The following is a 26,087-nucleotide window of genomic DNA, read 5'->3' as shown; positions in this document are numbered from 1 at the left end:
CATGAATGCAATTGCGGTAGCAGGACCGGTCAGCGGACGTCAACTGCACAAATTCGGCGGCAGCAGCCTGGCCGATGCGAAATGTTATTTGCGGGTGGCCGGGATTATGGCGGAGTACAGCCAGCCGGGCGATCTGATGGTGGTGTCTGCGGCGGGCAGCACCACTAACCAACTGATTAACTGGCTGAAGCTCAGCCAGAGCGATCGTCTTTCTGCACACCAGGTACAGCAAACGCTGCGCCGTTATCACAGCGAACTGATCGGCGGCCTGCTGCCGCCGGAAACTGCCGATGCATTGATTGCCGAATTCACGCGCGATCTGGAGCGACTGGCGGTGCTGTTGGATGGCCGGGTTGATGACGTCACCTATGCCGAAGTGGTCGGCCACGGTGAGCTCTGGTCGGCGCGCCTGATGGCGGCGGTGCTTAATCAGCAGGATATTCAGGCGGCCTGGCTGGACGCGCGTGATTTCCTGCGCGCCGAGCGCGCCGCGCAGCCGCAGGTGGATGAAGGGCGCTCTTATCCGCTGCTGCAGCAGCTGATGGCGCAGCATCCCGGCAAGCGGCTGGTGGTAACCGGCTTTATTTCACGTAACGACGCGGGTGAAACCGTGCTGCTGGGACGTAACGGCAGCGACTATTCAGCTACGCAGATTGGCGCGCTGGCCGGCGCGGAGCGCGTGACCATCTGGAGCGACGTCGCCGGGGTATACAGCGCCGACCCGCGCAAGGTGAAAGACGCCTGCCTGCTGCCGCTGCTGCGGCTGGACGAGGCCAGCGAGCTGGCGCGCCTGGCGGCGCCGGTGCTGCATACCCGCACCCTGCAGCCGGTGTCCGGCAGCGATATCGATCTGCAGCTGCGCTGCAGCTATCAGCCGGAACAGGGGTCGACCCGGATTGAGCGGGTGCTGGCTTCCGGCACCGGTGCGAAGATTGTCACCAGCCATGATGACGTTTGTCTGGTTGAACTGGCGGTGGCGCCGCAGCATGACTTCAAGCTGGCGCAAAAAGAGTTGGAGCTGGTGCTGAAACGCGCGCAGATCAAGCCGCTGTCAACCGGCCTGCATCCGGATCGCAACCTGATTCAGCTGTGCTACACCTCGGAAGTGGCCGACAGCGCGCTGCGCGTGCTGCAGGATGCCGGGCTGCCGGGAGAGGTGCAGCTGCGGCAGGGGCTGGCGATGGTGGCGCTGGTCGGCGCCGGCGTGTGCAAGAACCCGCTGCACAGCCATCGTTTCTACCAGCAGCTGAAGGATCAGCCGGTCGAGTTTATCTGGCAGGCGGAAGACGGCATCAGCCTGGTGGCGGTGCTGCGTCAGGGGCCGACCGCGTCGCTGATCCAGGGGCTGCACCAGAGCCTGTTCCGGGCGGAAAAGCGCATTGGTCTGGTACTGTTCGGCAAAGGCAACATCGGCTCCCGCTGGCTGGAGCTGTTTGCCCGTGAACAGAAAAACCTGTCCGCCCGCAGCGGTTTTGAATTCACGCTGGCCGGGGTGGTGGACAGCCGCCGCAGCCTGCTGAATTACGACGGCCTCGACGCCAGCCGGGCGCTGGCCTTCTTTGAAGAAGAGGCGCAGGAGCTGGACGAGGAGTCCCTGTTCCTGTGGATGCGCGCGCACCCGTTTGACGACCTGGTGGTGCTGGACGTGACCGCCAGCGAAGACCTGGCGCAGCAGTATCTGGATTTCGCCAGCTACGGCTTCCACGTGATCAGCGCCAATAAGCTGGCGGGCGCCTCCTGCGGCAGCAACTACCGCCAGATCCGCGACGCTTTCGCCAAAACCGGCCGTCACTGGCTGTACAACGCCACCGTCGGCGCCGGCCTGCCGGTTAACCATACGGTGCGCGACCTGCGTGACAGCGGCGACGGCATTCTGGCGATCAGCGGCATTTTCTCCGGCACGCTGTCGTGGCTGTTCCTGCAGTTTGACGGCACCGTACCCTTTACCGAGCTGGTGGATCAGGCGTGGCAGCAGGGGCTGACCGAGCCTGACCCGCGTGTGGATCTGTCCGGCCAGGACGTGATGCGCAAGCTGGTGATTCTGGCGCGCGAGGCCGGCTACGATCTCGAGCCGAATCAGGTGCGGGTAGAGTCGCTGGTGCCGGACGGTACCGAGCAGGGCACGGTCGATCAGTTCTTTGAGAACGGCGAGGCGCTGAACCAGCAAATGCTGCAGCGCTTTGAGGCCGCCAGCGAGATGGGGTTGGTGCTGCGTCACGTGGCGCGTTTTGACGCCAACGGTAAGGCGCGCGTCGGCGTGGAGGCGGTGCGCCCGGAGCATCCGCTGGCCGCGCTGCTGCCGTGCGATAACGTCTTTGCGATTGAAAGCCGCTGGTACCGCGATAACCCGCTGGTGATCCGCGGCCCGGGCGCCGGGCGTGATGTCACCGCCGGCGCTCTCCAGTCCGATCTCAACCGGCTGGCGCAGCTGTTGTAATCCTCCTTGGCGAGGTGAATGCCGACAGGGCGCTGCTTGCAGCGCCCTGTTGCTTTTTCAGCCGCCGGTCACATGAAATTCTCTCCGGTAGCGATGAGGATTAATCATCCTATTACCCTCACTTTTCTGTTGACTCTTTCACCAACATCCGGCATTTTCTATCTAGACGTCTAAACGTATAGACGCTTATTAAAATAACACCGCGATCGACAAGAGGCAGACAGGGTATGAGTTTTTTTCACGCAAACCAGCGGGAAGCGCTGAACCAGAGCCTGGCCGAATTAAACGGTCAGATTAACGTATCGTTTGAGTTCTTTCCGCCGCGCACCAGCGAAATGGAAGAGACTCTGTGGCAGTCGATCGATCGTCTGAGTAGCCTGAAGCCCAAATTCCTCTCGGTCACCTACGGCGCCAACTCCGGCGAACGCGATCGCACCCACGGCGTCATCAAGGGGATTAAGGATCGCACCGGCCTTGAGGCCGCTCCGCACCTGACCTGCATTGACGCCTCGCGCGAACAGCTGAGCGAGATCGCCCGCGACTACTGGAACAACGGCATTCGGCATATCGTGGCGCTGCGCGGCGATCTGCCGCCGGACAGCGGCAAACCGGAGATGTATGCGGCCGATTTGGTGGCGCTGCTGAAGGAGGTGGGTGATTTCGATATTTCGGTGGCGGCGTACCCGGAGGTGCACCCGGAGGCGAAAAGCGCGCAGGCCGATCTGATCAACCTGAAGCGTAAAATCGACGCCGGCGCCAGCCGCGCGATTACCCAGTTCTTCTTTGACGTGGAAAGCTACCTGCGTTTTCGCGACCGCTGCGTCGCCACCGGCATTGACGTTGAAATCGTGCCGGGCATTCTGCCGGTGTCCAACTTCAAGCAGCTGCAGCGCTTCGCCGCCATGACCAACGTGCGGGTGCCGAGCTGGATGACCAGCATGTTCGCCGGGCTGGATGATGACCCGGAAACGCGCAAAATGGTGGGGGCCAATATTGCCATGGATATGGTGAAGATCCTCAGCCGTGAAGGGGTAAAAGACTTCCACTTCTACACGCTGAACCGCGCCGAGATGAGCTACGCAATTTGCCATACGTTGGGAGTGCGCCCGGTAGCGGCGGCCTGAAAGTAGGCAGCAAGAAAAAACCCAACCAGATGGTTGGGTTTTTTGTTCTTTATTATTGCGCTATTAACCGTTAGGGCGCTCTGAGAAATCGTAAATGGTGGCAGGATTCATACGGTGTGTGTAGGCGTACTCCACTCTGTAATTCGTTGACTCAGCGGTGAAGGGGCTTAATGGCCTGAATTCAGTTCGGTTTGTTCCATCGAAAGTGGTCAGTTCGACTGTACAGGAAACCCCATAGGTTTTAGTCCCCTCTTTGAAAGTAAACCAACAGTTCAGAAGAATAAAGGGCAGTACTTCGCCCTCCAGGGTTCCAAGAGCACCTCTGTTAGTTATCTCCCAGCGGCCGTAGAGGCGCAGGCGGCCGTCAACGGTTTCGCCGAATTTGGCCAGATACAACCGGCGCATTTCTTCCATCGGGAAACGTTCTTCCAGCGATTGATACGTTTTGGTGATATCAGTCATACATAAATTCCTTGTAAAAAGTGTTTAAAGATTAGTGATATGCCATACGGAAAAGCTTTCCCGTATGCAGATACGCTAACTATTAACACTTGTTTTTGTAAGGTTATTGGGGCGTGCTGGCGCTGGGACAAATAAACATAAAAAAATGCCCGCTATATCAATAGCGGGCATTGGTAAGGGATGCGTTGAGCGTGTAGCCTAGCCGGTATTGCGCATCCCGGCGGCGATGGTGACGGACAACTATAATTTAGTTCAAGGCGGGCATTAGCATCGAGCCCTTACATCGGCGGCATGATAAGTTCAGCATTATTTAATTTAATATAAAGTTTAACAATAAATATTTTAGAATTGTCATGAAATAAGAAAATACAATGCAAGAGAAGGCCAATACGGTGATTCTGTAATAAGTATCTATCCATGCTGATGTTTTAGGTCCTATCTCATCAAGGAAATTATAGATAGAATCGCTTTCTTCGTGCATGAATAGTGGCTTTCTTTTGTTTTTCAAACAATGAAAATAATATGACATCCCAAATGAACCAAAGTATCCCATCTGTGAATGGAAATGGTATGCAGCGCCAAATGAGTATTTTTTTGACAGATATGTATTTATAGTTGCGTAGTAATTATTTTTTATTTTACAAAAATAAAAGAATAAATATACCATGGATATGATAGATATCCATGCTGAGGCGATTCCAAGGTAAGAAATTACAGTTATCATTTTAGTCTTTAAGTAGGTAGTCAATAAAAGTTTCGCCTGACTTGCTACCCAGGTATCCGCCGACCAGCGATCCTACGGCAGCACATGCGAACCCTCCAGCACCGAACAGCCTATCTGTATTGAGCTGTATGAAGTAACGGGTTATATGTGTATTACGACGATTAAATAGTAATTCTTGCAATGCCAATGAAGCGGGCTGTTTTAACACATAATCATTAGGGAGAATGTTACGTAGCATGTTTATCCCGCTTAAGTTACAACTCATAGCTCCGCTAATATTAACCTAATCTTACCCATAGTGGGTACACCTGATAGTTATTTTTTTCGTTTCTCAGCATAGTTGTCCCGAAGAAGATGAATGACGGCGCTTTACACAATAAAGTTAGGTGTTCCGTTAACGTTTGTCAGATAAAACCCTCTTCTCTTTCTTGTTAAACCGAATAAGGTAAAATATAAGAGTATATAACGTCTTAATAATGGATGTTTACCCCAGGTTTATAGCTGCAAGATTTATTGAATCTCTTACCTGACCAGGGCTACAGGAAAAAATGCCCGCTATATCAATAGCGGGCATTGGTAAGGGATGCATTGAGCGTGTGGCCTAGCCGGTATTGCGCATCCCGGCGGCGACGCCGGCGATGGTGACCATCAGCGCCTGCTCGACGCGTGCGTCCTGCTGGTCGCTTGCCTCCTGCTGACGTGAGCGGTGCAGCAGTTCGGCCTGCAGCACGTTCAGCGGGTCGGTATAGACGTTACGCAGCGCGATGGATTCGGCGATCCACGGCAGGTCTTCCATCAGGTTGTCATCGTTGGCGATGGCCAGCACCACTTTGATATCGCTCTCCAACTGCTCGCGCAGCTGTTTGCCCAGCGGCCACAGCGATTCATCCACCAGACGCTGATCGTAGTACTCCGCCAGCCACAGGTCGGCCTTGGCGAACACCATTTCCAACATGGCGATGCGGGTGGAGAAGAACGGCCAGTCGCGGCACATCGTCGCCAGCTGCTCCTGCTTGCCGGCTTTCACCGCTTCCTGCAGCCCGGCGCCGGCGCCCAGCCAGGCGGGCAGCATCAGGCGGTTCTGCGTCCAGGCGAAGATCCACGGAATGGCGCGCAGGCTTTCCACGCCGCCGTTCGGCCGGCGTTTGGCCGGGCGGGAGCCCAACGGCAGTTTGCCCAGTTCCAGTTCCGGCGTTGCCGCGCGGAAGTAGGGCACGAACTGCGGGTTTTCACGCACGTAGCCGCGGTACATCTGACATGAGGTGTCGGACAGCTCGTCCATCAGGGTGCGCCACTCTTTCTTCGGTTCCGGCGGCGGCAGCAGGTTGGCTTCCAGAATCGCGCCGGTATACAGCGCCAGACTGCTGATGGTGACTTCCGGCAGGCCGAACTTGAAGCGGATCATCTCCCCCTGTTCGGTGACGCGCAGCCCGCCTTTCAGGCTGCCCGGCGGCTGCGACAGCAGCGCCGCATGGGCCGGCGCGCCGCCGCGGCCGATTGAACCGCCGCGGCCGTGGAACAGCGTCAGCGCAACGCCGGCTTTTTCACAGGTTTTAATCAGCGCGTCCTGCGCGCGGTACTGCGCCCAGGAGGCGGCCATCACGCCGGCGTCTTTGGCCGAGTCGGAGTAGCCGATCATCACCATCTGTTTGCCCTGAATAAAGCCGCGGTACCAGTCGATATTCAGCAGCTGGGTCATCACGTCGTCGGCGTTGTTCAGATCGTCCAGGGTTTCGAACAGCGGCGCCACCGGCAGAGCGAACGGGCAGCCGGCTTCTTTCAGCAGCAGATGCACCGCCAGCACGTCGGACGGCGTGCGCGCCATGGAGATCACATAGGCGGCGATGGATCCCTGCGGCGCCTCGGCGATCACCCGGCAGGTCTCCAGCACTTCCTGCGTGTCCGCGCTGGGTTGCCACTGCAGCGGCACCAGCGGGCGCTTGGAGTTCAGCTCGCGGATCAGGAACGCCTGCTTATCCGCTTCCGACCAGCTTTCATAATCCCCCAGGCCCAGATAGCGCGTCAGTTCGGCGATAGCCTCGGTGTGGCGGGTACTTTCCTGACGTACGTCGATGCGCACCAGCGGCACGCCGAAGCAGCGCACGCGGCGCAGGGTATCGAGCAGTTGGCCGTTGGCGATGATGCCCATACCGCAGGCGACCAGCGACTGATAGCAGGCGTACAGCGGTTCCCACAGCTGCTCATTGCTCACCAGCAGGTCGTGCGGCTTCAGCATGCGTTCGCCTTTCAGACGGCCTTCCAGATAGGCCTGCGAGCTGATGAGCTGGCTGCGCAGGCGCTTCATGATTTCCCGGTACGGCTCTTGCACTGCCTCACCGCCGGCCAGCTCGCGCAGCGCCGGCGTACATTCGGTCATCGACAGTTCCGAGACCAACACCTGGATATCGCGGGTGAACAGGTCGCAGGCTTTCCAGCGGCTCAGCAGCAGCACGTGGCGGGTGATTTCGGCGGTGACGTTCGGGTTGCCGTCGCGGTCGCCGCCCATCCAGGAGGTAAAGCGCACCGGCACGGCTTCCACCGGCAGGCGGTAGTCGATGGCGTTTTCCAGCTGTTCGTTAAATTCGCGCAGGAAAGCCGGCACGCCTTCCCACAGGCTGTTTTCCACTACCGCAAAGCCCCATTTGGCTTCATCGATCGGCGAAGGGCGGTTTTTGCGGATTTCATCGGTGTGCCACGACTGCGCCACCAGCTGACGCAGACGGCGCATGATCTTATTGCGCTCGTAATCGGCCAGATCGTTGTGATCCAGCTGGCTGAGGCAGGTGTTCACCTCCACCAGTTTGTGGATCAGGGTGCGGCGGGTGATCTCCGTCGGGTGGGCGGTGAGCACCAGCTCGATGGAGAGTTGATCCACGGCGTCGCACAGCTCTTTATTGCTGAGTTTTTTGCCTTTCAGGCGGCTGAACAGCTGCGCCATCGCTTCCGGATTGCTGGCGGCCTCGCCGTGCGGCGAAATGCTGTGATACTGCTCGGCCACGTTGGTTAAATTGAGGAACTGACTGAAAGCGCGCGCTACGGGCAGCAGCTCATCGTTGGACAGGTTTTGCAGCGTAGTGAGCAGCTCCTGACGATGCGCCTCGTTGCCTGCGCGTGAAGATTTGGAAAGTTTACGGATGGTTTCAACACGATCGAGAATATGCTCGCCCAGCGCTTCTTTAATGGTTTCGCCGAGCAGTTTGCCGAGCATACTGACATTACTTCGCATTGCCGAATATTGTTCGTTCATATAACCCCTGACCCAATCTGTACGTATTTGCATACCTTTCATGTGCGGGATGTATCTGTTCTGGCTGTTATCCCTGATGCCTGGATACCACCCCGAGTGCATTTAGGTATCTGTTGTAAGTAAATTTCACGCGTCAGGCAAAGAAAGCCTGTTTTGTCACACCACGTGTCTGTCCAATGGTTAATTGACACTATTTTCAGCAAAAAAACATCAAAATCATCGTTTTTTCTGAAATTTAATTACAGCCCGCGGTTTATCAGTGCGGCTAATTACGCGCGGGCTTACTCCTTTCAGCCAGGGGCATGATAGATCATTGCCCCTATGATTTCGTCGGTTTATTGATGGCAGAAGTGATCGACCAGCTGGCCGATCAGCTTGCGGGTAGGCTCGATAAAGGCGGTGTCGATGTATTCATCCGGCTGGTGCGCCTGGTTGATGGAGCCGGGCCCCAGCACCAGCGTCGGGCACACTTCCTGGACAAACGGCGCCTCGGTGCAGTAGTTGACCACTTCTGTGCGTGAGCCCAGCAGCTGCTCGATCACCGCCACCAGGTGGTGATCGGTCGGGCATTCATAGCCGGGGATCGGCGGATGCAGCTCATCAATACTCAGACGACCCGGCCAGCGCTCGCTCACCGGCGCCAGCGCGCTGTGCATCAGCTCATTAATATTTTCCAGCGTCATCCCCGGCAGCGGGCGGATGTCCAGATGCAGTTCGCAGCAGGCGCAAATGCGGTTTGCCGCATCGCCGCCATTAATATGCCCGAAGTTCATCGTCGGATACGGCACGGCAAACGCCGGGTTGTTATAGCGCTCCTGCAGGGTTTTACGCAGCTCCATCAGGTGGCCGATCGACTCATGCATCAGGTCGATGGCGTTGACGCCGCGCGCCGGATCGCTCGAGTGGCCGGACTGGCCGGTGATGCGGATAGCGTTGGAGAGATGGCCCTTATGCGCGCGCACCGGCCGTAGCGACGTCGGTTCGCCGATGATGGCGAAGTCCGGACGGATAGCGGTCGAGGCGGCGAAGTAGCGCGCGCCGGCCATCGTCGTTTCTTCATCCGCCGTGGCCAGAATATACAGCGGCTTGGTCAGCTTGCTGGCGTCGATATCGCGCACCGCATCCAGAATAAAGGCAAAGAAGCCTTTCATATCCGCCGTGCCGAGACCGTACAGCTTATTGTCGTGTTCGGTCAGGGTGAACGGGTCGCGCGTCCAGCGCCCTTCGTCATAGGGCACGGTGTCGGTATGGCCGGCCAGCAGCAGGCCGCCGCTGCCTTCGCCGATACTGGCCAGCAGGTTGAACTTGTTGCGGGTATCTGGCACCGGCTGCACGTCGACGCGGAAGCCTAAATCGCTAAACCAGCCGGCCAGCAAATTGATTAACGCTTCATTACTCTGATCGAGAGCGCCATCGGTGGCGCTGATCGACGGGGTGGCGATCAGCGCCCGGTACAGCTCAATAAATGGAGGTAATTTCATCTTCACTGTTGACAGCCTTTGGTTAGGGTAGTATCAATATTCATGCATTTATTTTGAATAAAAATACAGTAAACTAAAGCGTAACGGAACCCGAGGACCGGATGTTTATAAAAACATCAACGCTCAACCACGTGGGTGAACGACGCAACAACGCGGTCGAACCCTGTTACCGGGGTCGCAAGCGACCACTTGGCAAGTTTAGAAGGTGAAAGGCCACATGTTGAATACGCTGATCGTTGGTGCCAGCGGCTATGCCGGAGCGGAGCTCACGGCTTACCTGAATCGTCACCCACATATGAACATAACCGCTTTAGCGGTTTCAGCGCAAAGTGCAGATGCAGGAAAATTGCTTTCCGACCTGCATCCGCAGTTGAAAGGTATCGTCGATTTACCGCTGCAGCCGCTGACGGACGTGGCGCAGGCGGCGCAGGGCGTCGATGTGGTGTTCCTCGCCACCGCCCATGAAGTCAGCCATGACATTGCGCCGCTATTTCTGGCCGCCGGCTGCGTGGTGTTTGACCTGTCCGGCGCCTTCCGGGTGCAGGATGCGGCGTTCTATCCGCAGTATTACGGCTTTGAGCATCAGCATGCCGACTGGCTGGAACAGGCGGCGTACGGCCTGGCCGAGTGGCAGAGCGACAAAGTCAAAACTGCGCAGCTGATCGCAGTGCCGGGCTGCTATCCGACCGCCGCCCAGCTGGCGCTGAAGCCGCTGATCGACGGCCAGTTGCTGAATTTGTCGCAGTGGCCGGTGATTAACGCCACCAGCGGCGTCAGCGGCGCCGGGCGCAAGGCCAGCGTCACCACCAGTTTTTGCGAGGTGAGCCTGCAGCCGTATGGGATTTTCACCCACCGGCATCAGCCGGAGATCGCCGCGCACCTCGGTACGCCGGTGATCTTCACCCCGCATTTGGGCAACTTCCCGCGCGGCATTCTGGAAACCATCACCTGCCGGCTGCAGCCCGGCGTGAGCGCTGCGGATATCGCCGCCGCCTATCATGCCGCCTATGACGACAAGCCGCTGGTGCGGCTGTATGAGCAAGGCGTGCCGGCGCTGAAGTCGGTGGTGGGGCTGCCGTTCTGCGATATCGGCTTTGCCGTGCAGGGCGAACATCTGATCGCCGTGGCGGTGGAAGATAATCTGTTAAAAGGTGCGGCCGCTCAGGCGGTGCAGTGCCTGAATATTCGCTTTGGGTTCCCTGAAACCCAATCATTACTTTAAGTCCGCGTGAGTAAATAACGATGAATCCGTTAATTATCAAGTTAGGTGGCGTGTTATTAGACAGTGAAGAAGCGCTGGAGCGTCTGTTTACCGCGCTGGACAGCTATCGCGCCCAGTATCAGCGTCCGCTGGTGATCGTACACGGCGGCGGCTGCGTAGTGGATGAGCTGATGAAGCAGCTGTCTCTGCCGGTGGTGAAGAAAAACGGCCTGCGGGTCACGCCTGCCGAACAGATCGACATTATTACCGGCGCGCTGGCGGGCACGGCCAATAAAACCCTGCTGGCATGGGCGGTGAAGCACCAAATCAATGCGGTCGGCCTGAGCCTGGCCGACGGCAACAGCGTGACGGTTACGCAGCTCGATCCGGAGCTGGGCCACGTGGGCAACGCGCAGCCGGGGTCGCCGGCGCTGCTGCAGACTCTGCTGGGCGCGGGCTATCTGCCGGTGGTCAGCTCCATCGGCATTACCGCCGGCGGCGAGCTGATGAATGTCAATGCCGACCAGGCCGCGACGGCGCTGGCCGCCACGCTGGGCGCCGACCTGATCCTGCTGTCGGACGTCAGCGGCATTCTGGACGGCAAGGGCCAGCGTATTGCCGAAATGACGGCGCAAAAAGCGGAGCAGCTTATCGAACAGGGTATCATTACCGATGGTATGGTGGTGAAGGTTAACGCGGCGTTGGACGCTGCCCGCACCCTTGGCCGCCCGGTCGATATCGCCAGCTGGCGCAACGCAGAAAAATTACCGGCGCTGTTCAACGGTGAGTCAATCGGCACCCGGATTCTTGCTTAACTTCAGAATTGAAATAGGAATAAGACAATGCAAAACCAAAATATCAAAAAAATCGTGCTGGCTTACTCCGGCGGCCTGGATACCTCTGCCATCATTCCATGGCTGAAAGAGAACTACGGCGGCTGTGAAGTGGTGGCGTTCGTGGCGGATATCGGCCAGGACCGCAGCGATCTGGAAGGGGTGGAGAAAAAGGCGCTGCAGTCCGGCGCCTCCGAGTGCCACGTTGTCGACCTGCGTGAAGAGTTCATCCGCGATTACGTCTATCCGGTGCTGCAGACCGGCGCGCTGTATGAAGGCACCTATCTGCTCGGCACCTCGATGGCGCGTCCGATTATCGCCAAAGCGCAGGTTGAGCTGGCGCTGAAGGTCGGCGCAGACGCGCTGTGCCACGGTGCAACCGGTAAAGGCAACGATCAGGTGCGTTTCGAAACCACCTACACCGCGCTGGCGCCGCAGCTGAAAGTGGTGGCGCCTTGGCGTGAGTGGAACCTGCGTTCCCGTGAAGCGCTGTTGGATTACCTGAAAGAACGCAATATCCCGACGACCGCGTCACTGGAGAAAATCTACAGCCGTGATGAAAACGCCTGGCATATCTCCACCGAAGGCGGCGTGCTGGAAAGCCCGTGGAATGCGCCGAACAAAGATTGCTGGGTCTGGACCGTCGACCCGCTGGAAGCACCGGATCAGCCGGAGCAGGTTACCATCAGCGTTGAAAAAGGCCGGGTGGTGGCGGTAAACGGCGAAACGCTGACGCCGTACCAGTGCCTGGAAAAACTGAACGTACTGGGCGCCAAGCACGGCGTGGGGCGGATCGATATCGTCGAAAACCGTCTGGTCGGCATCAAATCCCGCGGCTGCTATGAAACGCCGGGAGGCACCATCATGGTTGCGGCGCTGCGCGGCGTTGAGCAGCTGGTGCTGGACCGCGACAGCTTCAAATGGCGTGAGCAGTTAGGTCTGGAAATGTCCTACGTGGTTTACGATGGCCGCTGGTTTGCGCCGCTGCGTCGCTCGATTCAGGCTTCTGCTGAAGCGCTGGCGGAAGAGGTGAACGGTGAAGTGGTGCTGCAGCTGTATAAAGGCCAGGTGACGGCGATTCAGAAAAAATCGGCCAACAGCCTGTATTCAGAAGAATTCGCCACCTTCGGTGAAGACGAAGTTTACGACCACAGCCACGCCGGCGGCTTTATCCGCCTGTTCTCTCTGTCTTCACGTATCCGTGCGTTGAACGAACAGAAGTAAGGTTGGCGGTTGTGAGTATTTCGGGGCGCAGCATGCTGCGCCCCTGATGTTCTGAGCGAATGTATAAAAAATTCAGGAGCAGATTATGGCACTTTGGGGCGGGCGGTTCAGTCAGGCGGCGGATCAGCGGTTCAAACACTTAAACGACTCACTGCGTTTCGACTATCGCCTGGCGGAGCAGGACATTGTCGGCTCCGTCGCCTGGTCGAAAGCGCTGGCGACCGTCAACGTATTGACGGCGCAGGAGCAGCAGCAGCTGGAGCAGGCGCTGAATGCCCTGTTGACGGAAGTGCAGGCGGATCCGCTGGCGATCGTGCAGAGCGATGCGGAAGATATCCACAGCTGGGTGGAGCAGAAGCTGATCGAGAAGGTCGGCGATCTGGGCAAAAAGCTGCACACCGGGCGCAGCCGTAACGATCAGGTGGCGACCGATCTTAAGCTGTGGTGCAAACAGCAGGTCAGCGATCTGCTGACGGCGATCGTGCAGCTGCAGCAGGCGCTGGTGGAAACTGCCGAAGCTAACCAGGACGCGGTGATGCCGGGGTATACCCACCTGCAGCGTGCGCAGCCGGTGACCTTTGCTCACTGGTGCCTGGCGTATGTAGAAATGCTGGCCCGTGACGAAAGTCGTCTGCAGGATACGCTGCAGCGGCTGGACGTCAGCCCGCTGGGCTGCGGCGCGCTGGCGGGCACCGCCTATCCTATCGACCGCGAACAGCTGGCCGGCTGGTTGGGGTTTGCTTCCGCCACCCGCAACAGCCTGGACAGCGTTTCCGACCGCGACCACGTGCTGGAGCTGCTGTCCAACGCCTCTATCAGCATGGTGCACCTGTCGCGCTTTGCTGAAGACCTGATCTTCTTTAACAGCGGCGAGGCGGACTTTATTGAGCTTTCCGACCGTGTCACCTCCGGTTCGTCGCTGATGCCGCAGAAGAAAAACCCGGACGCGCTGGAACTGATCCGCGGTAAATGCGGCCGCGTGCAGGGCGCACTGACCGGCATGATGATGACGTTAAAAGGCCTGCCGCTGGCGTATAACAAAGACATGCAGGAAGACAAGGAAGGGCTGTTCGACGCGCTCGATACCTGGATGGACTGCCTGCAGATGGCGGCGCTGGTGCTGGACGGTATTCAGGTGAAGCGTCCGCGCTGCCAGGAGGCGGCGGAGCAGGGCTATGCCAACGCCACCGAGCTGGCGGACTATCTGGTCGCCAAGGGCGTGCCTTTCCGTGAGGCGCACCATATCGTCGGTGAAGCGGTGGTTGAAGCCATTCGTCAGGGCAAGGCGCTGGAAGCTTTGCCGCTGGCCGATTTGCAGCAGTTCAGCAGCGTGATTGGCGATGATGTCTATCCGGTGCTATCGCTGCAGTCCTGCCTCGACAAGCGCGCGGCCAAAGGCGGCGTATCGCCGCAGCAGGTTGCCAGCGCCATTGCCGCCGCCAAACAGCGGCTGGCATAACGGCAAAGGCCGATGAACAGCGTTAAAGGCGCGGCGTAATGCTGCGCCTTTTGTTTTTGTCTCAGCCGGTAAGGCGCGAGCACAGATAACGGTTCAGGCTGACGCCGTCCTCCATGGCGTTCATCGCCAGACGGCGGTGTTGTTCGGGGGGCAGGCGTAGCACCAGGCGGCCGCTAAACTGCTTTTCCGCAAGCGCTTCCGGCGGCGTTTCCCCGTTGGCGAGCATTTCCGCCACCACGTTATGCACCAGCTGTTCGATGCCGGCCAACGCGGCACTGCGTCTCGGCGCCAGCCAGGACAAGGAGGGAAATTCGGTGCACAGCCCGACAAATTCCTGGTCTTCTGCCGACCAGGTAATGCGATAAGTGTAATGTTCAAGCTGATCCATGTTGTCCCTCCAGTCTGATCAAGGCATCAATAACCTGCTTCACCTGATAAGCTTTTGCCGTGTTGCTCCGGCCCCGTTGAATATTCACTCTGGGATCGCCGGGCCAGGGCATGGCGTAAACCCGATGACTGCCGCCGTTGATGCGGGGGTTGCCGAACCAGCGATCGCAGATCCTGACCAGCTCGTTGAATTTGATGCTGGCGATGCGCTGCTGCAGCACGGCGATATCTTCCGTGATCTCTTTCATCACGACAACTCCATTTTAGTATCACTATTGGTATCAATTCAATGTTTGTGGCATGAAAATGCCGGGAAAGCGCAGCGAGGGCAACCAAAAGAAGGTGAAGCTGGAATGGGTGACGCAAAAAACGGGCAGGTCTGTCTGGTGGGGATTTATTTTCGGCAGGATAAAAAAGGCGGGCCGTTTCATCAGGCCCGCCAAATGCTTACAGGAGTTTGTTGTTACTCGTTAATCAGACTGACAGGAATTTTTCCAGGTCGTCGCTGCCGCCGATATGACGGCCGCCGATAAATACCTGCGGCACGGTGGCGCGGCCGCTGACGGCGCGCAGGCTGACGGTGGTCGCATCCTGGCCCAGCACGATCTCTTCATACTGCATGCCGCGCTCTTGCAGCATCTGTTTGGCTTTGGCGCAGAACGGACAGCCCGGTTTGGTGAATACGGAAATGGACTCCTGCACTTTAAATTCCGGCGCCAGATATTTCAGCATGGTGTCGGCATCAGACACTTCAAACGGGTCGCCCGGTTTGTTGGGTTCCACAAACATCTTTTCGACCACGCCGTTGCGTACCAGCATGGAGTAGCGCCATGAACGGGGGCCGAAGCCGAGCTCGGCTTTCTCAACCAGCATATTCATGCCTTTGGTGAATTCGCCGTTGCCGTCCGGAACGAAGGTAATATTTTCGGCGTGCTGGTCTGCCTTCCAGGCGTTCATTACGAAGGTATCGTTAACGGAAACGCACAGGATGCTGTCGACGCCGTGCTGTTTAAATACGCTGAACAGCTCGTTGTAACGCGGCAGGTGGCTGGAGGAGCAGGTCGGGGTAAAGGCGCCCGGCAGGGAAAACACCACCACGGTCTTATCTTTAAACAGGTCATTGGTGGTGATATCCATCCACTGGTCGCCTTGGCGGGTGTGGAACGTAACCTGAGGGACTTTTTTGCCTTCTTGGCTGGTAAACATAGAATAACCCCTTAATAAGATAAAATAATTTTTTTCGGCTGACGTGACGTCGCTTCGTTGATGAACATTATTCACGCTGGGGCTTGATAGTTCTAATCACTCATTGCTATCTTATCTATCGCCACGGTCTATCGTGGCATGGAGGGAAACAATGAATATTCGTGATTTAGAGTACCTGGTCGCCTTGGCCGAGCACCGCCACTTCCGGCGCGCTGCCGATTCATGCCATGTCAGCCAGCCCACGCTTAGCGGCCAGATCCGTAAACTGGAAGATGAACTGGGCGTGATGCTGCTCGAACGCACCAGCCGCAAGGTGCTGTTTACTCAGGCAGGTCTGCTGCTGGTGGAACAGGCGCGCACCGTACTGCGTGAAGTCAAGGTGTTAAAGGAGATGGCCAGCCAGCAGGGGGAAACCATGTCCGGGCCGCTGCATATCGGTTTGATTCCGACGGTGGGGCCTTACCTGCTGCCGCAGATTATCCCGACGCTGCATAAGTCCTTCCCGAAGCTGGAAATGTATCTGCACGAAGCGCAAACCCAGCAGCTGTTGGCTCAGCTCGACAGCGGCAAGCTGGACTGCGCGATTCTGGCGCTGGTGAAAGAGACCGAAGCCTTTATTGAAGTGCCGCTGTTTGACGAACCGATGAAGCTGGCGGTCTATTCCGACCACCCGTGGGCGCAGCGCGAACGCGTTGCGATGCCGGATCTGTCAGGGGAAAAGCTGCTGATGCTGGAAGACGGCCACTGCCTGCGCGATCAGGCGATGGGCTTCTGCTTCCAGGCCGGTGCGGATGAGGACACCCATTTCCGCGCCACCAGTCTGGAGACTCTGCGCAACATGGTGGCCGCCGGCAGCGGGATTACGCTGCTGCCTTCACTGGCGGTGCCGTCGGAACGCGAGCGTGACGGCGTGTGCTATCTGGATTGCTATAAACCGGAGCCGAAACGCACCATTGCGCTGGTGTATCGCCCCGGCTCCCCGCTGCGCAGTCGTTACGAGCAGCTGGCCGAGGCGATTCGCGAGCATATGCAGGGTTACATCGGCTCGACGTTAAAACAGGCGGTTTAAGCCGTTGAGCGCCGCCACCCGGAAGGCTTCGGCCATGGTCGGATAGTTGAAGGTAGTATTAACGAAATACTCGATGGTATTACCTCCATTCTTCTGTTCCATGATTGCCTGACCGATGTGAATGATCTCGGCGGCGCGCTCGCCAAAGCAGTGGATCCCCAGGATCTCCAGCGTTTCACGGTGGAACAGGATCTTCAGGCTGCCGACGTTCATGCCAGCGATTTGCGCCCGCGCCAGGTGTTTGAACTGGGCGCGGCCCACTTCATACGGCACTTTCATCGCCGTCAGCTCCTGCTCGGTTTTGCCGACGGAGCTGATTTCCGGAATGGTATAAATCCCGGTCGGGATATCGTCAATCAGGTGTCCGCCCACTTCACCGCTGGAGATCGCCTGCGCGGCGATGCGGCCCTGGTCGTACGCGGCGGAGGCCAGACTCGGATAGCCGATGACGTCACCCACGGCGTAGATATGCGGCACCGCAGTCTGGTACATGCTGTTGACCTTCAGCAGCCCGCGGCTGTCTGATTCCAGGCCGATATTCTCCAGCGCCAGCGAATCGGTGTTGCCGGTACGGCCGTTGGCGTACAGCAGGCAGTCCGCTTTCACTTTCTTGCCGGATTTCAGGTGCACGATAACCCCGTTATCCACCCCTTCGATTTTCTCGTACTCTTCGTTATGACGGATCACCACGCCATTGTTCCAGAAGTGGTAGGAGAGGGAGTCCGACATTTCCTGATCGAGGAACGCCAGCAGCCGATCGCGGGTGTTGATCAGATCGACCTTGACGTTCAGGCCGCGGAAGATCGAGGCGTATTCGCAACCAATCACCCCGGCGCCATAAATAATGATGTGGCGCGGTTCATGGTTCAGCTCCAGGATGGAGTCGCTGTCATAAATGCGTGAATGGTTAAAGTCGACGCCGGCCGGATGATAAGGGCGTGAGCCGCAGGCGATGACGATATGCGCCGCGCTGACCGTGTCCTGCGTGCCGTCCGGGTAAGTGACGCTGACGGTGTTGGCGTCGATAAAGCGGGCGTCGCCGGCAAACAGTTTGCACTGGTTGCGCTCATAGAACCCCTGACGCATACGCGTTTGCTGATTAATCACGTTGTCGGCGTGGCGGAGGATGTCAGGGAAAGTGGCGCTGAGCGTGCGGGAGTTATTGTAGAGCGGGTTTTGGTTAAATTCGATAATGCGGCTGACGGCGTGGCGGAGGGCTTTCGACGGGATGGTGCCCCAATGGGTGCAGCCACCGCCGACGTTATTGAACCGTTCGATAACGGCCACGCGGGCGCCTTGTTTCACCAATCCCATCGCGGCACCTTCGCCGCCAGGGCCCGAGCCAATAATTATGGCGTCAAATTGATAGTGCTGTTGCATGTAGGAGGGACCTATTCTTATACAAAATTACAACGGTATCTTAACATCATAGCGCCGCTCACCCAATCACCATTAGGCTTTTTGAGGCAAAGTGCGACAGAGAGCCGGTATCATGGCCGCTGGGCGCGTTTGTATAAATGCTGTTGCAATAAAATTTGCTATATTGCCAGCCTTACGGCGTTAGACTGAGAGAATGGAAGTTATCTGGATATGCATATGGGCGTCAGAGCACAACAGAAAGAAAGGACGCGTCGTTCCCTGATTGAGGCGGCGTTTAGCCAACTCAGCGCCGAACGCAGTTTCGCCAGCCTGAGCCTGCGAGAGGTTTCTCGCGAGGCGGGGATTGCGCCGACCTCGTTTTATCGTCACTTCCGCGATGTGGATGAGCTGGGGCTGACAATGGTCGATGAAAGCGGCCTGATGCTGCGCCAGCTGATGCGGCAGGCGCGCCAGCGCATCGCCAAGGGCGGCAGCGTAATCCGCACGTCGGTCTCCACCTTTATGGAGTTTATCGGCAATAACCCCAATGCGTTTCGTCTGCTGCTGCGCGAACGCTCCGGCACGTCTGCGGCATTTCGCGCCGCGGTGGCGCGTGAAATCCAGCATTTTATTGCTGAACTGGCGGATTACCTCGAATTGGAAAACCATATGCCGCGCAGCTTTACCGAAGCGCAGGCCGAGGCAATGGTAACGATCGTGTTCAGCGCCGGCGCCGAAGCGCTGGATATTGATATTGAGCAGCGCTGCCAGCTGGAAGAGCGGCTGGTGCTGCAATTACGCATGATCTCCAAAGGCGCTTACTACTGGTATCGCCGTGAGCAAGAAAAAACGTCTGTGTCCCACGTATAAAAAGAAGGTGAAAAGTAATGGAAAAACCAGGCCGTGAGAATGGCACCTTACTGCTGGCATTGGTTGCCGGCCTTTCTGTTAACGGTTCTTTTGCCGCACTGTTCAGCTCGGTCGTGCCGTTTTCGGTCTTCCCGCTGATTGCTTTGGTGCTGGCGGTGTACTGCCTGCACCAGCGTTATCTTAACCATCCGATGCCGGACGGCATGCCAAAACTGGCGGCGGGCTGCTTTTTGCTGGGGCTGCTGCTGTATAGCGCCATTGTGCGTGCGGAATATCCGCAGATCGGCTCCAACTTCCTGCCGTCGATTCTGTGCGTAGCGCTGGTGCTGTGGCTGGGCGTGAAGCTGAAGGCGCGTAAAGCGGTCAGCGTTGAGAACGGCCCGCAGTCGTAAGTGCGGCTGATGCCGGACGCTGCTGAGCGCCCGGCATCATCACGGTTAGGCGCGTTTTTCCAGCAGGACGCCGCACTCCATATGGTGGGTGTACGGGAACTGATCGAACAGCGCCAGACGCGTGACCTGATGCGTCTCCTGCAAGGTTGCCAGATTGGCGCACAGCGTTTCCGGATTGCAGGAAATATACAGAATGCGCGGGTAGGCCTGCACCATCTTCACCGTCTCATCATCCAGCCCGCTGCGCGGCGGATCGACAAAAATCGTCTCACAGTTATAGTCACCCAGTTCAATGCCCTGCAGACGGTTGAAGCTGCGCACGCCGTTCATCGCCTGGGTAAACTCTTCCGCCGACATCCGAATAATTTGCACGTTATCGATCTGATTGGCGGCGATATTGTATTGCGCCGCCGCCACTGAAGGCTTGGCGATTTCGGTGGCCAGCACGCGTTCAAAGTTGCGCGCCAGCGCCAGCGAGAAGTTGCCGTTACCGCAGTACAGCTCCAGCAGATCGCCTTTGGCGCCGGCGGTAACGTCCAGCGCCCACTCCAGCATTTGTACGTTCATCGCCGCGTTAGGCTGGGTGAAGCTGTTTTCCACCTGGCGGTAAATCATGTCGCGGCCGGCGACCGGCAGCACTTCATCGACGTAATCCTGATCCAGCATGATTTTCATTTTTGACGCGCGGCCGATCAGGTGCAGGTCGAAACCTTGCGCGCGCAGCGCGTCGCGCAGCTGTTCCGCATGCTGCCGCCACTCGTCGTCCAGTTTGCGGTGATACAGCAGCGACGCGATGATTTTGCCGCTTTGCGTGGAGAGATAGTCAATCTGGAACAGTTTACGCCGCAGGATAGGTTGCGGTTTGATGGCGGCGATCAGCGCCTGCATCAGACGGTTAATCAGTTCACTGGCGGCCGGGAAACGATCGACGCGGATGCGCTGTTTGGTCTGCTGATCGAACATGATGTGGTACATCTCGTCTTCATCATGCCAGATGCGGAACTCGGCGCGCATGCGGTAGTGCTGGACTGGCGAGCGGTACACTTCCGGCTCGGGCGCCCCGAACGGCGACATCATGGTGTTCAGGCGGCTGGTTTTTTCCGCCAGCTGCTCGTCGTAGCGTTCAATCGGCAAATTCTCGGGGGTCATGGTCTTCTCGTCAGTCAAATTGGATCAGCGGGGATTGTAGGGAATTGGGCCGTGAAGTCCAGTTTTGTCCGTCGCCATGTTGCCGCCTGAATTGGCAGTCTAGACATCCATTTGCATTGATCGTAGCATTGCCGTCCGGCCTCAAGCAGCGAGTGAAAAGGGAATCCGGTGGGAATCCGGAGCTGACGCGCAGCGGTATGGGGAAGTCACGGCGATAGCGTAACCACGCAGACACTGTCCACTGCAGGACGGGAAGTCATCGCCCGGTGTCGGCGGCTCTCTGCCGCCGGCAAATCCCAAGCCCGAAGACCTGCCGGTATTACGTCGCAATGCCCCTGTTCGCGCGAATTTCGGCCGGGGATCTGCGGCATCCGCCAATTAAGTTTGGATGCTTTTCTCATGATAACGATAAAAAATACGCTGTTGGCGGTGGCTTCCTCTGCCACGGCCTTTTCCGTCTGGGCGCAGGACAGCGCAGCAATCAACAACAACGGCGATAACCTGGTGGTCTCGGCCAACCGTTTTTCGCAACCTGTTTCTTCCGTACTGGCGCCGACGTCGGTGGTGACCCGCAATGATATCGAGCGCTGGCAGGCGAAAAGTCTGACCGACGTGATGCGTCGCCTGCCGGGAGTCGACGTGGCGCAAAACGGCGGTATGGGGCAGAACAGCTCGCTGTTTATTCGCGGCACCAACTCCAGCCACGTCCTGCTGCTGATCGACGGCATTCGCCTGAATCAGGCCGGCGTCAGCGGCTCTTCCGACCTGAGCCAAATTCCCCTCTCGCTGGTGCAGAAAGTGGAATATATCCGCGGCCCGCGTTCGGCGGTGTATGGCTCTGACGCCATCGGCGGCGTGGTCAACATTATCACCACCCGTGACAAGAACGGCACCACGCTGTCCGCCGGCCTTGGCTCCAATGGCTATCAGGCCTATGACGCCGCGACTCAGCAGCCGCTGGGGGATAACACCGTCGCCACCCTGGCCGGCAACTATACCTATACCAAAGGGTATGACGTGGTTGCCTACGGCAGCACCGGCATGCAGAGCCAGCAGGACCGCGATGGCTTTATGAGCAAGTCGCTGTATGGGTCGGTTCAGCACCAGTTCAATGAACAGGTCAGCGGCTTCTTCCGCGGCTATGGCTATGACAACCGCACGGCGTATGACAGCTACTATTCGCCCGGTTCAGCGCTGGTGGATACGCGTAAGTTGTACAGCCAAACCTGGGACAGCGGCGTGCGCTATCAGCAGGGCATTTATGCCAGCCAGCTGGTCGGCAGTTACAGCCACAGCAAAGATTACAATTACGATCCGCGCCTTGGGCAGTATGCCAGCTCGGCGCGGTTGGACGATGTGGAGCAATACAACCTGCAATGGGGGAACACCTTGCAGGTAGGGCAAGGCACGCTGAGCGCCGGCGCCGACTGGCAGGATCAAAAAATCAAACCGAACACCGCATCGGTGACGGAAGAAAAAAGCCAGCGCAATACCGGCCTGTACCTGACCGGTCAGCAGCTGTTTGGCCCGCTCACGCTGGAAGCCGCGGTACGCGGCGATGATAACTCCGAGTTTGGCTGGCATGGCACCTGGCAGACCAGCGCGGCGTGGGAGTTTGTGGAAGGCTATCGCTTTATCGCCTCCTACGGCACCGCGTTTAAAGCGCCGAATATGGGGCAGTTGTACAGCGACTTTTATGGCAACGGCGATCTGAAGCCGGAAGAGAGTAAACAGTGGGAAGGCGGCTTTGAGGGGCTGAGCGGGCCGGTGACCTGGCATGTGTCCGCTTACCGTAATGACGTTGATAACCTGATTGACAGCGACCCGGTGACTTACCGCTATTACAACATCGGCAAGGCAAGGATTAAGGGCGTTGAGGCTACCGCCTCATTTGACACTGGTCCATTCACCCATCAGTTGGGGTATGACTATGTGGATGCGCGTAATGCCAAAACCAACGAGCTGCTGCCGCGCCGCGCCAAACAGCAGGTGAAGTATGAGCTGGACTGGCAGGTGTACGACCTTGACTGGGCGGTTACCTACCACTATCTGGGGCAGCGTTACGATAAAGACTACAGCGGTTACCCGGCGCGCAGCGTGAAGCTGGGCGGCGTCAGCCTGTGGGATCTCGCGGTGTCGTATCCGGTCACATCACATCTGACAGTTCGTGGTAGAATTGCCAACCTGTTTGATAAAGATTATGAGACGGCATATGGCTACGCTACTCCAGGGAGAGAGTACTACCTCACCGGAAGCTATACCTTCTAATTCCACCGCGACGCCGCGCCCGACGGTGCTGGTATTTGATTCCGGCGTCGGCGGGTTGTCGGTGTATCAGGAGGTTCGGCAGCTGTTGCCGGATCTCCACTATATATACGCTTTCGATAATGTGGCGTTCCCTTACGGTGAAAAGTCCGAGGAATTTATCGTCGAACGCGTGCTGGAGATTGTCGGCGCCATACAGCAGCGGCATCCTCTGGCGATTGTTATTATTGCCTGTAATACCGCCAGCACCGTTTCTTTACCCGCCTTACGTGAACGTTTTGACTTTCCGGTGGTGGGCGTGGTGCCTGCTATCAAGCCTGCCGCCCGCCTGACGGTTAATGGCACCGTCGGGCTGCTGGCAACGCGCGGTACCGTACAGCGCGCCTATACCCGTGAATTGATCGACCGCTTCGCGACCGACTGCCAGATTGAGCTGTTGGGCTCATCTGAGCTGGTGGAGCTGGCGGAAGCGAAACTGCATGGCGCAGAGGTGCCGCTGCCGGCGCTGAAGAAAATTCTGCAGCCTTGGCTGAGCATGCGCGAGCCGCCGGATACGGTGGTGTTAGGCTGTACCCACTTCCCACTGTTAACAGAAGAGCTGATGCAGGTGCTGCCGGCAGGGACGCGGCTGGTGGATTCCGGCGCGGCGATTGCCCGTCGTACCGCCTGGCTGATCTCGACGCAGGAAAATGTGGTCTCGACGCAGGATGATAATCTGGCTTACTGTTTGGCGCTAAATGAAGATACCGATGCTTTATTACCCGTTTTACAGGGTTATGGCCTCAAATCGCTGAAAAAACTGTCGCTTTAACGCTATTTTGTTTAAATGTTCGACGGTTGAAAAGTTTTTTTAAATTAGGGGTTGCGGCGTTCTGAGAACTCCCTATAATGCGCCTCCACTGACCGGGAACAACGACTGACAAGCCGCCGGGTCAGCGAGAAGAAAGCGAAATAAACGCTTGACTCTCCGGGCGAAAAGCGTAGTATACGCAGCCCGCGCCGATGAGAATTATCTCCGGCGATGCTCTTTAACAATTTATCAGACAATCTGTGTGGGCACTCACAAGACGATATCCAGCATCTTCGGATGCAAAAAAATATCAAGTCTTGAAGAGTGACTAACTGAAGTAAAATTCATGCAGTAAATCTTTGAGCAACAGCTATTAACTTAGCGAATCAAGCTTTTAATTGAAGAGTTTGATCATGGCTCAGATTGAACGCTGGCGGCAGGCCTAACACATGCAAGTCGAGCGGCAGCGGGAGGAAGCTTGCTTCCTCGCCGGCGAGCGGCGGACGGGTGAGTAATGTCTGGGGATCTGCCCGATGGAGGGGGATAACCACTGGAAACGGTGGCTAATACCGCATAACGTCGCAAGACCAAAGTGGGGGACCTTCGGGCCTCACACCATCGGATGAACCCAGATGGGATTAGCTAGTAGGTGGGGTAATGGCTCACCTAGGCGACGATCCCTAGCTGGTCTGAGAGGATGACCAGCCACACTGGAACTGAGACACGGTCCAGACTCCTACGGGAGGCAGCAGTGGGGAATATTGCACAATGGGCGCAAGCCTGATGCAGCCATGCCGCGTGTGTGAAGAAGGCCTTCGGGTTGTAAAGCACTTTCAGCGAGGAGGAAGGTGGTGAGCTTAATACGCTCATCAATTGACGTTACTCGCAGAAGAAGCACCGGCTAACTCCGTGCCAGCAGCCGCGGTAATACGGAGGGTGCAAGCGTTAATCGGAATTACTGGGCGTAAAGCGCACGCAGGCGGTTTGTTAAGTCAGATGTGAAATCCCCGAGCTTAACTTGGGAACTGCATTTGAAACTGGCAAGCTAGAGTCTCGTAGAGGGGGGTAGAATTCCAGGTGTAGCGGTGAAATGCGTAGAGATCTGGAGGAATACCGGTGGCGAAGGCGGCCCCCTGGACGAAGACTGACGCTCAGGTGCGAAAGCGTGGGGAGCAAACAGGATTAGATACCCTGGTAGTCCACGCCGTAAACGATGTCGATTTGGAGGTTGTGCCCTTGAGGCGTGGCTTCCGGAGCTAACGCGTTAAATCGACCGCCTGGGGAGTACGGCCGCAAGGTTAAAACTCAAATGAATTGACGGGGGCCCGCACAAGCGGTGGAGCATGTGGTTTAATTCGATGCAACGCGAAGAACCTTACCTACTCTTGACATCCAGAGAACTTAGCAGAGATGCTTTGGTGCCTTCGGGAACTCTGAGACAGGTGCTGCATGGCTGTCGTCAGCTCGTGTTGTGAAATGTTGGGTTAAGTCCCGCAACGAGCGCAACCCTTATCCTTTGTTGCCAGCGGTTAGGCCGGGAACTCAAAGGAGACTGCCAGTGATAAACTGGAGGAAGGTGGGGATGACGTCAAGTCATCATGGCCCTTACGAGTAGGGCTACACACGTGCTACAATGGCGTATACAAAGAGAAGCGAACCTGCGAAGGCAAGCGGACCTCATAAAGTACGTCGTAGTCCGGATTGGAGTCTGCAACTCGACTCCATGAAGTCGGAATCGCTAGTAATCGTAGATCAGAATGCTACGGTGAATACGTTCCCGGGCCTTGTACACACCGCCCGTCACACCATGGGAGTGGGTTGCAAAAGAAGTAGGTAGCTTAACCTTCGGGAGGGCGCTTACCACTTTGTGATTCATGACTGGGGTGAAGTCGTAACAAGGTAACCGTAGGGGAACCTGCGGTTGGATCACCTCCTTACCTAAAGATATCCTGACTGTGCAGTGTCCACACAGATTGTCTGATGAAAAAGTAACGAGCAGAAATACCTTTATAGGCTTGTAGCTCAGGTGGTTAGAGCGCACCCCTGATAAGGGTGAGGTCGGTGGTTCAAGTCCACTCAGGCCTACCAAATTCTTCCTTATGCTGCGTTATGCTCCCGGTCGTTTACCGACGTAAACTTCCCGGTCGCATACCTTGTCTAAGAAAGAATTAACTCTTTGCGAGTTGGTAATAACAAAGGTATTGCACGCGATTATATGGGGCTATAGCTCAGCTGGGAGAGCGCCTGCCTTGCACGCAGGAGGTCAGCGGTTCGATCCCGCTTAGCTCCACCATATAAGTCCGAATATCAATACTTCAGAGTATATTGGCAACAGTATGCTGCGAAGTATTTTGCTCTTTAACAATCTGGAACAAGCTGAAAATTGAAACATGACGGCTGAAACTTGT

Annotated in this window: 20 protein-coding genes, 2 tRNA genes, 1 rRNA gene and 1 riboswitch; of the genes, 14 read left to right on the top strand and 9 right to left on the bottom strand. The window is 57.2% G+C overall.

The window, feature by feature from the left end:
• Window position 1 precedes the first annotated feature (1 nt).
• On the top strand, window positions 2-2,437 hold the full coding sequence (locus tag I6G83_RS06190) for a bifunctional aspartate kinase/homoserine dehydrogenase II (protein ID WP_054306362.1): 2,436 nt from the start codon (window positions 2-4) through the stop codon (window positions 2,435-2,437).
• A gap of 227 nt (window positions 2,438-2,664) precedes the next feature.
• Window positions 2,665-3,561, top strand: coding sequence for a methylenetetrahydrofolate reductase (gene metF, locus I6G83_RS06185; protein WP_054306361.1), 897 nt, complete (start codon window positions 2,665-2,667; stop codon window positions 3,559-3,561).
• A 63-nt stretch (window positions 3,562-3,624) separates the two neighbouring features.
• Here the strand turns inward: metF and I6G83_RS06180 are convergent, their stop codons facing one another.
• The 4 genes from I6G83_RS06180 to argE form a co-directional block, all read right to left on the bottom strand.
• Window positions 3,625-4,023 carry a hypothetical protein gene (locus I6G83_RS06180; RefSeq protein ID WP_054306360.1) on the bottom strand — a complete coding sequence of 133 codons (399 nt, stop codon included), beginning with the start codon at window positions 4,021-4,023 and terminating at the stop codon, window positions 3,625-3,627.
• 725 nt (window positions 4,024-4,748) lie between these two features.
• Window positions 4,749-4,985 carry a hypothetical protein gene (locus I6G83_RS06175; protein ID WP_082394706.1) on the bottom strand — a complete coding sequence of 79 codons (237 nt, stop codon included), beginning with the start codon at window positions 4,983-4,985 and terminating at the stop codon, window positions 4,749-4,751.
• A 363-nt stretch (window positions 4,986-5,348) separates the two neighbouring features.
• Window positions 5,349-7,994, bottom strand: a complete 2,646-nt coding sequence (ppc, locus tag I6G83_RS06170; RefSeq protein WP_054306148.1) for a phosphoenolpyruvate carboxylase — start codon at window positions 7,992-7,994, stop codon at window positions 5,349-5,351.
• A 335-nt stretch (window positions 7,995-8,329) separates the two neighbouring features.
• Window positions 8,330-9,475: an acetylornithine deacetylase gene (gene argE, locus I6G83_RS06165; protein ID WP_054306147.1), complete on the bottom strand. Its 1,146-nt coding sequence runs from the start codon at window positions 9,473-9,475 to the stop codon at window positions 8,330-8,332.
• A 217-nt stretch (window positions 9,476-9,692) separates the two neighbouring features.
• Between argE and argC the strand changes: the two genes are divergently transcribed.
• The 4 genes from argC (at window position 9,693) to argH (ending at window position 14,192) form a co-directional block, all read left to right on the top strand.
• Window positions 9,693-10,697, top strand: a complete 1,005-nt coding sequence (gene argC / locus I6G83_RS06160; protein WP_015962306.1) for an N-acetyl-gamma-glutamyl-phosphate reductase — start codon at window positions 9,693-9,695, stop codon at window positions 10,695-10,697.
• A 20-nt stretch (window positions 10,698-10,717) separates the two neighbouring features.
• Window positions 10,718-11,491, top strand: a complete 774-nt coding sequence (gene argB / locus I6G83_RS06155) for an acetylglutamate kinase (RefSeq protein WP_015962305.1) — start codon at window positions 10,718-10,720, stop codon at window positions 11,489-11,491.
• 27 nt (window positions 11,492-11,518) lie between these two features.
• Window positions 11,519-12,733, top strand: coding sequence for an argininosuccinate synthase (locus I6G83_RS06150; RefSeq protein ID WP_054306146.1), 1,215 nt, complete (start codon window positions 11,519-11,521; stop codon window positions 12,731-12,733).
• Between the two features lie 85 nt (window positions 12,734-12,818).
• Window positions 12,819-14,192, top strand: a complete 1,374-nt coding sequence (gene argH, locus I6G83_RS06145) for an argininosuccinate lyase (RefSeq protein WP_054306145.1) — start codon at window positions 12,819-12,821, stop codon at window positions 14,190-14,192.
• A 61-nt stretch (window positions 14,193-14,253) separates the two neighbouring features.
• Here argH and I6G83_RS06140 read toward each other — a convergent pair whose 3' ends face one another.
• From I6G83_RS06140 to I6G83_RS06130, 3 genes are all read right to left on the bottom strand, one after another.
• Window positions 14,254-14,580, bottom strand: coding sequence for a type II toxin-antitoxin system HicB family antitoxin (locus I6G83_RS06140; protein WP_015962302.1), 327 nt, complete (start codon window positions 14,578-14,580; stop codon window positions 14,254-14,256).
• Window positions 14,567-14,827 (bottom strand): toxin HicA, encoded by a 261-nt coding sequence (locus I6G83_RS06135; protein WP_054306144.1) that lies wholly within the window; start codon window positions 14,825-14,827, stop codon window positions 14,567-14,569. The genes I6G83_RS06140 and I6G83_RS06135 overlap by 14 nt, the downstream gene beginning before the upstream one ends.
• A gap of 226 nt (window positions 14,828-15,053) precedes the next feature.
• The gene (locus I6G83_RS06130; protein WP_054306143.1) at window positions 15,054-15,785 is read right to left on the bottom strand and encodes a glutathione peroxidase; all 732 of its coding nucleotides are present in this window, start codon (window positions 15,783-15,785) and stop codon (window positions 15,054-15,056) included.
• A gap of 151 nt (window positions 15,786-15,936) precedes the next feature.
• Here I6G83_RS06130 and oxyR point away from each other — a divergent pair, with 151 nt between their 5' ends.
• A complete protein-coding gene (oxyR, locus tag I6G83_RS06125; protein WP_015962299.1) occupies window positions 15,937-16,854 on the top strand; it encodes a DNA-binding transcriptional regulator OxyR in 918 nt (305 codons plus the stop codon).
• On the opposite strand, the gene sthA is transcribed toward oxyR, so the two are convergent.
• On the bottom strand, window positions 16,837-18,234 hold the full coding sequence (gene sthA / locus I6G83_RS06120; protein ID WP_015962298.1) for a Si-specific NAD(P)(+) transhydrogenase: 1,398 nt from the start codon (window positions 18,232-18,234) through the stop codon (window positions 16,837-16,839). The genes oxyR and sthA overlap by 18 nt on opposite strands.
• A 216-nt stretch (window positions 18,235-18,450) precedes the next feature.
• Here sthA and fabR point away from each other — a divergent pair, with 216 nt between their 5' ends.
• Together fabR and I6G83_RS06110 are read left to right on the top strand one after the other, a co-directional pair.
• Window positions 18,451-19,083 (top strand): HTH-type transcriptional repressor FabR, encoded by a 633-nt coding sequence (gene fabR / locus I6G83_RS06115; RefSeq protein ID WP_015962297.1) that lies wholly within the window; start codon window positions 18,451-18,453, stop codon window positions 19,081-19,083.
• A 17-nt stretch (window positions 19,084-19,100) separates the two neighbouring features.
• The gene (locus I6G83_RS06110; RefSeq protein ID WP_015962296.1) at window positions 19,101-19,475 is read left to right on the top strand and encodes a YijD family membrane protein; all 375 of its coding nucleotides are present in this window, start codon (window positions 19,101-19,103) and stop codon (window positions 19,473-19,475) included.
• 45 nt (window positions 19,476-19,520) lie between these two features.
• On the opposite strand, the gene trmA is transcribed toward I6G83_RS06110, so the two are convergent.
• Window positions 19,521-20,624 (bottom strand): tRNA (uridine(54)-C5)-methyltransferase TrmA, encoded by a 1,104-nt coding sequence (trmA, locus tag I6G83_RS06105; protein WP_054306142.1) that lies wholly within the window; start codon window positions 20,622-20,624, stop codon window positions 19,521-19,523.
• Between the two features lie 119 nt (window positions 20,625-20,743).
• A riboswitch (cobalamin riboswitch) is annotated at window positions 20,744-20,956 on the top strand.
• 67 nt (window positions 20,957-21,023) lie between these two features.
• Here trmA and btuB point away from each other — a divergent pair.
• The 5 genes from btuB (at window position 21,024) to I6G83_RS06080 (ending at window position 25,972) form a co-directional block, all read left to right on the top strand.
• Window positions 21,024-22,892 carry a TonB-dependent vitamin B12 receptor BtuB gene (gene btuB, locus I6G83_RS06100; RefSeq protein WP_054306141.1) on the top strand — a complete coding sequence of 623 codons (1,869 nt, stop codon included), beginning with the start codon at window positions 21,024-21,026 and terminating at the stop codon, window positions 22,890-22,892.
• Window positions 22,837-23,700 (top strand): glutamate racemase, encoded by an 864-nt coding sequence (murI, locus tag I6G83_RS06095; protein WP_015962293.1) that lies wholly within the window; start codon window positions 22,837-22,839, stop codon window positions 23,698-23,700. The genes btuB and murI overlap by 56 nt, the downstream gene beginning before the upstream one ends.
• 374 nt (window positions 23,701-24,074) lie before the next feature.
• Window positions 24,075-25,616: ribosomal RNA gene (locus I6G83_RS06090) — 16S ribosomal RNA — on the top strand.
• Window positions 25,617-25,690: 74 nt separating this feature from the next.
• Window positions 25,691-25,767, top strand: a tRNA-Ile gene (locus tag I6G83_RS06085).
• 129 nt (window positions 25,768-25,896) lie between these two features.
• Window positions 25,897-25,972 (top strand) — tRNA-Ala (locus tag I6G83_RS06080).
• Window positions 25,973-26,087 lie beyond the last annotated feature (115 nt).

This window comes from Serratia rubidaea, assembly GCF_016026735.1.
Lineage (GTDB): Bacteria > Pseudomonadota > Gammaproteobacteria > Enterobacterales > Enterobacteriaceae > Serratia_B > Serratia_B rubidaea.
This window is presented reverse-complemented; position numbering and strand designations above follow the sequence as displayed.

Bases quoted from the DNA above. Each gene is read 5' to 3' on its own strand.
- I6G83_RS06140 (WP_015962302.1), bottom strand. From the start codon at position 14,580: ATGGATCAGCTTGAACATTACACTTATCGCATTACCTGGTCGGCAGAA.
- fabR (WP_015962297.1), top strand. From the start codon at position 18,451: ATGGGCGTCAGAGCACAACAGAAAGAAAGGACGCGTCGTTCCCTGATT.
- I6G83_RS06180 (WP_054306360.1), bottom strand. From the start codon at position 4,023: ATGACTGATATCACCAAAACGTATCAATCGCTGGAAGAACGTTTCCCG.
- I6G83_RS06150 (WP_054306146.1), top strand. From the start codon at position 11,519: ATGCAAAACCAAAATATCAAAAAAATCGTGCTGGCTTACTCCGGCGGC.
- I6G83_RS06110 (WP_015962296.1), top strand. From the start codon at position 19,101: ATGGAAAAACCAGGCCGTGAGAATGGCACCTTACTGCTGGCATTGGTT.
- metF (WP_054306361.1), top strand. From the start codon at position 2,665: ATGAGTTTTTTTCACGCAAACCAGCGGGAAGCGCTGAACCAGAGCCTG.
- btuB (WP_054306141.1), top strand. From the start codon at position 21,024: ATGATAACGATAAAAAATACGCTGTTGGCGGTGGCTTCCTCTGCCACG.
- I6G83_RS06190 (WP_054306362.1), top strand. From the start codon at position 2: ATGAATGCAATTGCGGTAGCAGGACCGGTCAGCGGACGTCAACTGCAC.
- argB (WP_015962305.1), top strand. From the start codon at position 10,718: ATGAATCCGTTAATTATCAAGTTAGGTGGCGTGTTATTAGACAGTGAA.
- trmA (WP_054306142.1), bottom strand. From the start codon at position 20,624: ATGACCCCCGAGAATTTGCCGATTGAACGCTACGACGAGCAGCTGGCG.
- ppc (WP_054306148.1), bottom strand. From the start codon at position 7,994: ATGAACGAACAATATTCGGCAATGCGAAGTAATGTCAGTATGCTCGGC.
- murI (WP_015962293.1), top strand. From the start codon at position 22,837: ATGGCTACGCTACTCCAGGGAGAGAGTACTACCTCACCGGAAGCTATA.
- I6G83_RS06130 (WP_054306143.1), bottom strand. From the start codon at position 15,785: ATGTTTACCAGCCAAGAAGGCAAAAAAGTCCCTCAGGTTACGTTCCAC.
- sthA (WP_015962298.1), bottom strand. From the start codon at position 18,234: ATGCAACAGCACTATCAATTTGACGCCATAATTATTGGCTCGGGCCCT.
- argE (WP_054306147.1), bottom strand. From the start codon at position 9,475: ATGAAATTACCTCCATTTATTGAGCTGTACCGGGCGCTGATCGCCACC.
- I6G83_RS06135 (WP_054306144.1), bottom strand. From the start codon at position 14,827: ATGAAAGAGATCACGGAAGATATCGCCGTGCTGCAGCAGCGCATCGCC.
- I6G83_RS06175 (WP_082394706.1), bottom strand. From the start codon at position 4,985: ATGCTACGTAACATTCTCCCTAATGATTATGTGTTAAAACAGCCCGCT.
- oxyR (WP_015962299.1), top strand. From the start codon at position 15,937: ATGAATATTCGTGATTTAGAGTACCTGGTCGCCTTGGCCGAGCACCGC.
- argC (WP_015962306.1), top strand. From the start codon at position 9,693: ATGTTGAATACGCTGATCGTTGGTGCCAGCGGCTATGCCGGAGCGGAG.
- argH (WP_054306145.1), top strand. From the start codon at position 12,819: ATGGCACTTTGGGGCGGGCGGTTCAGTCAGGCGGCGGATCAGCGGTTC.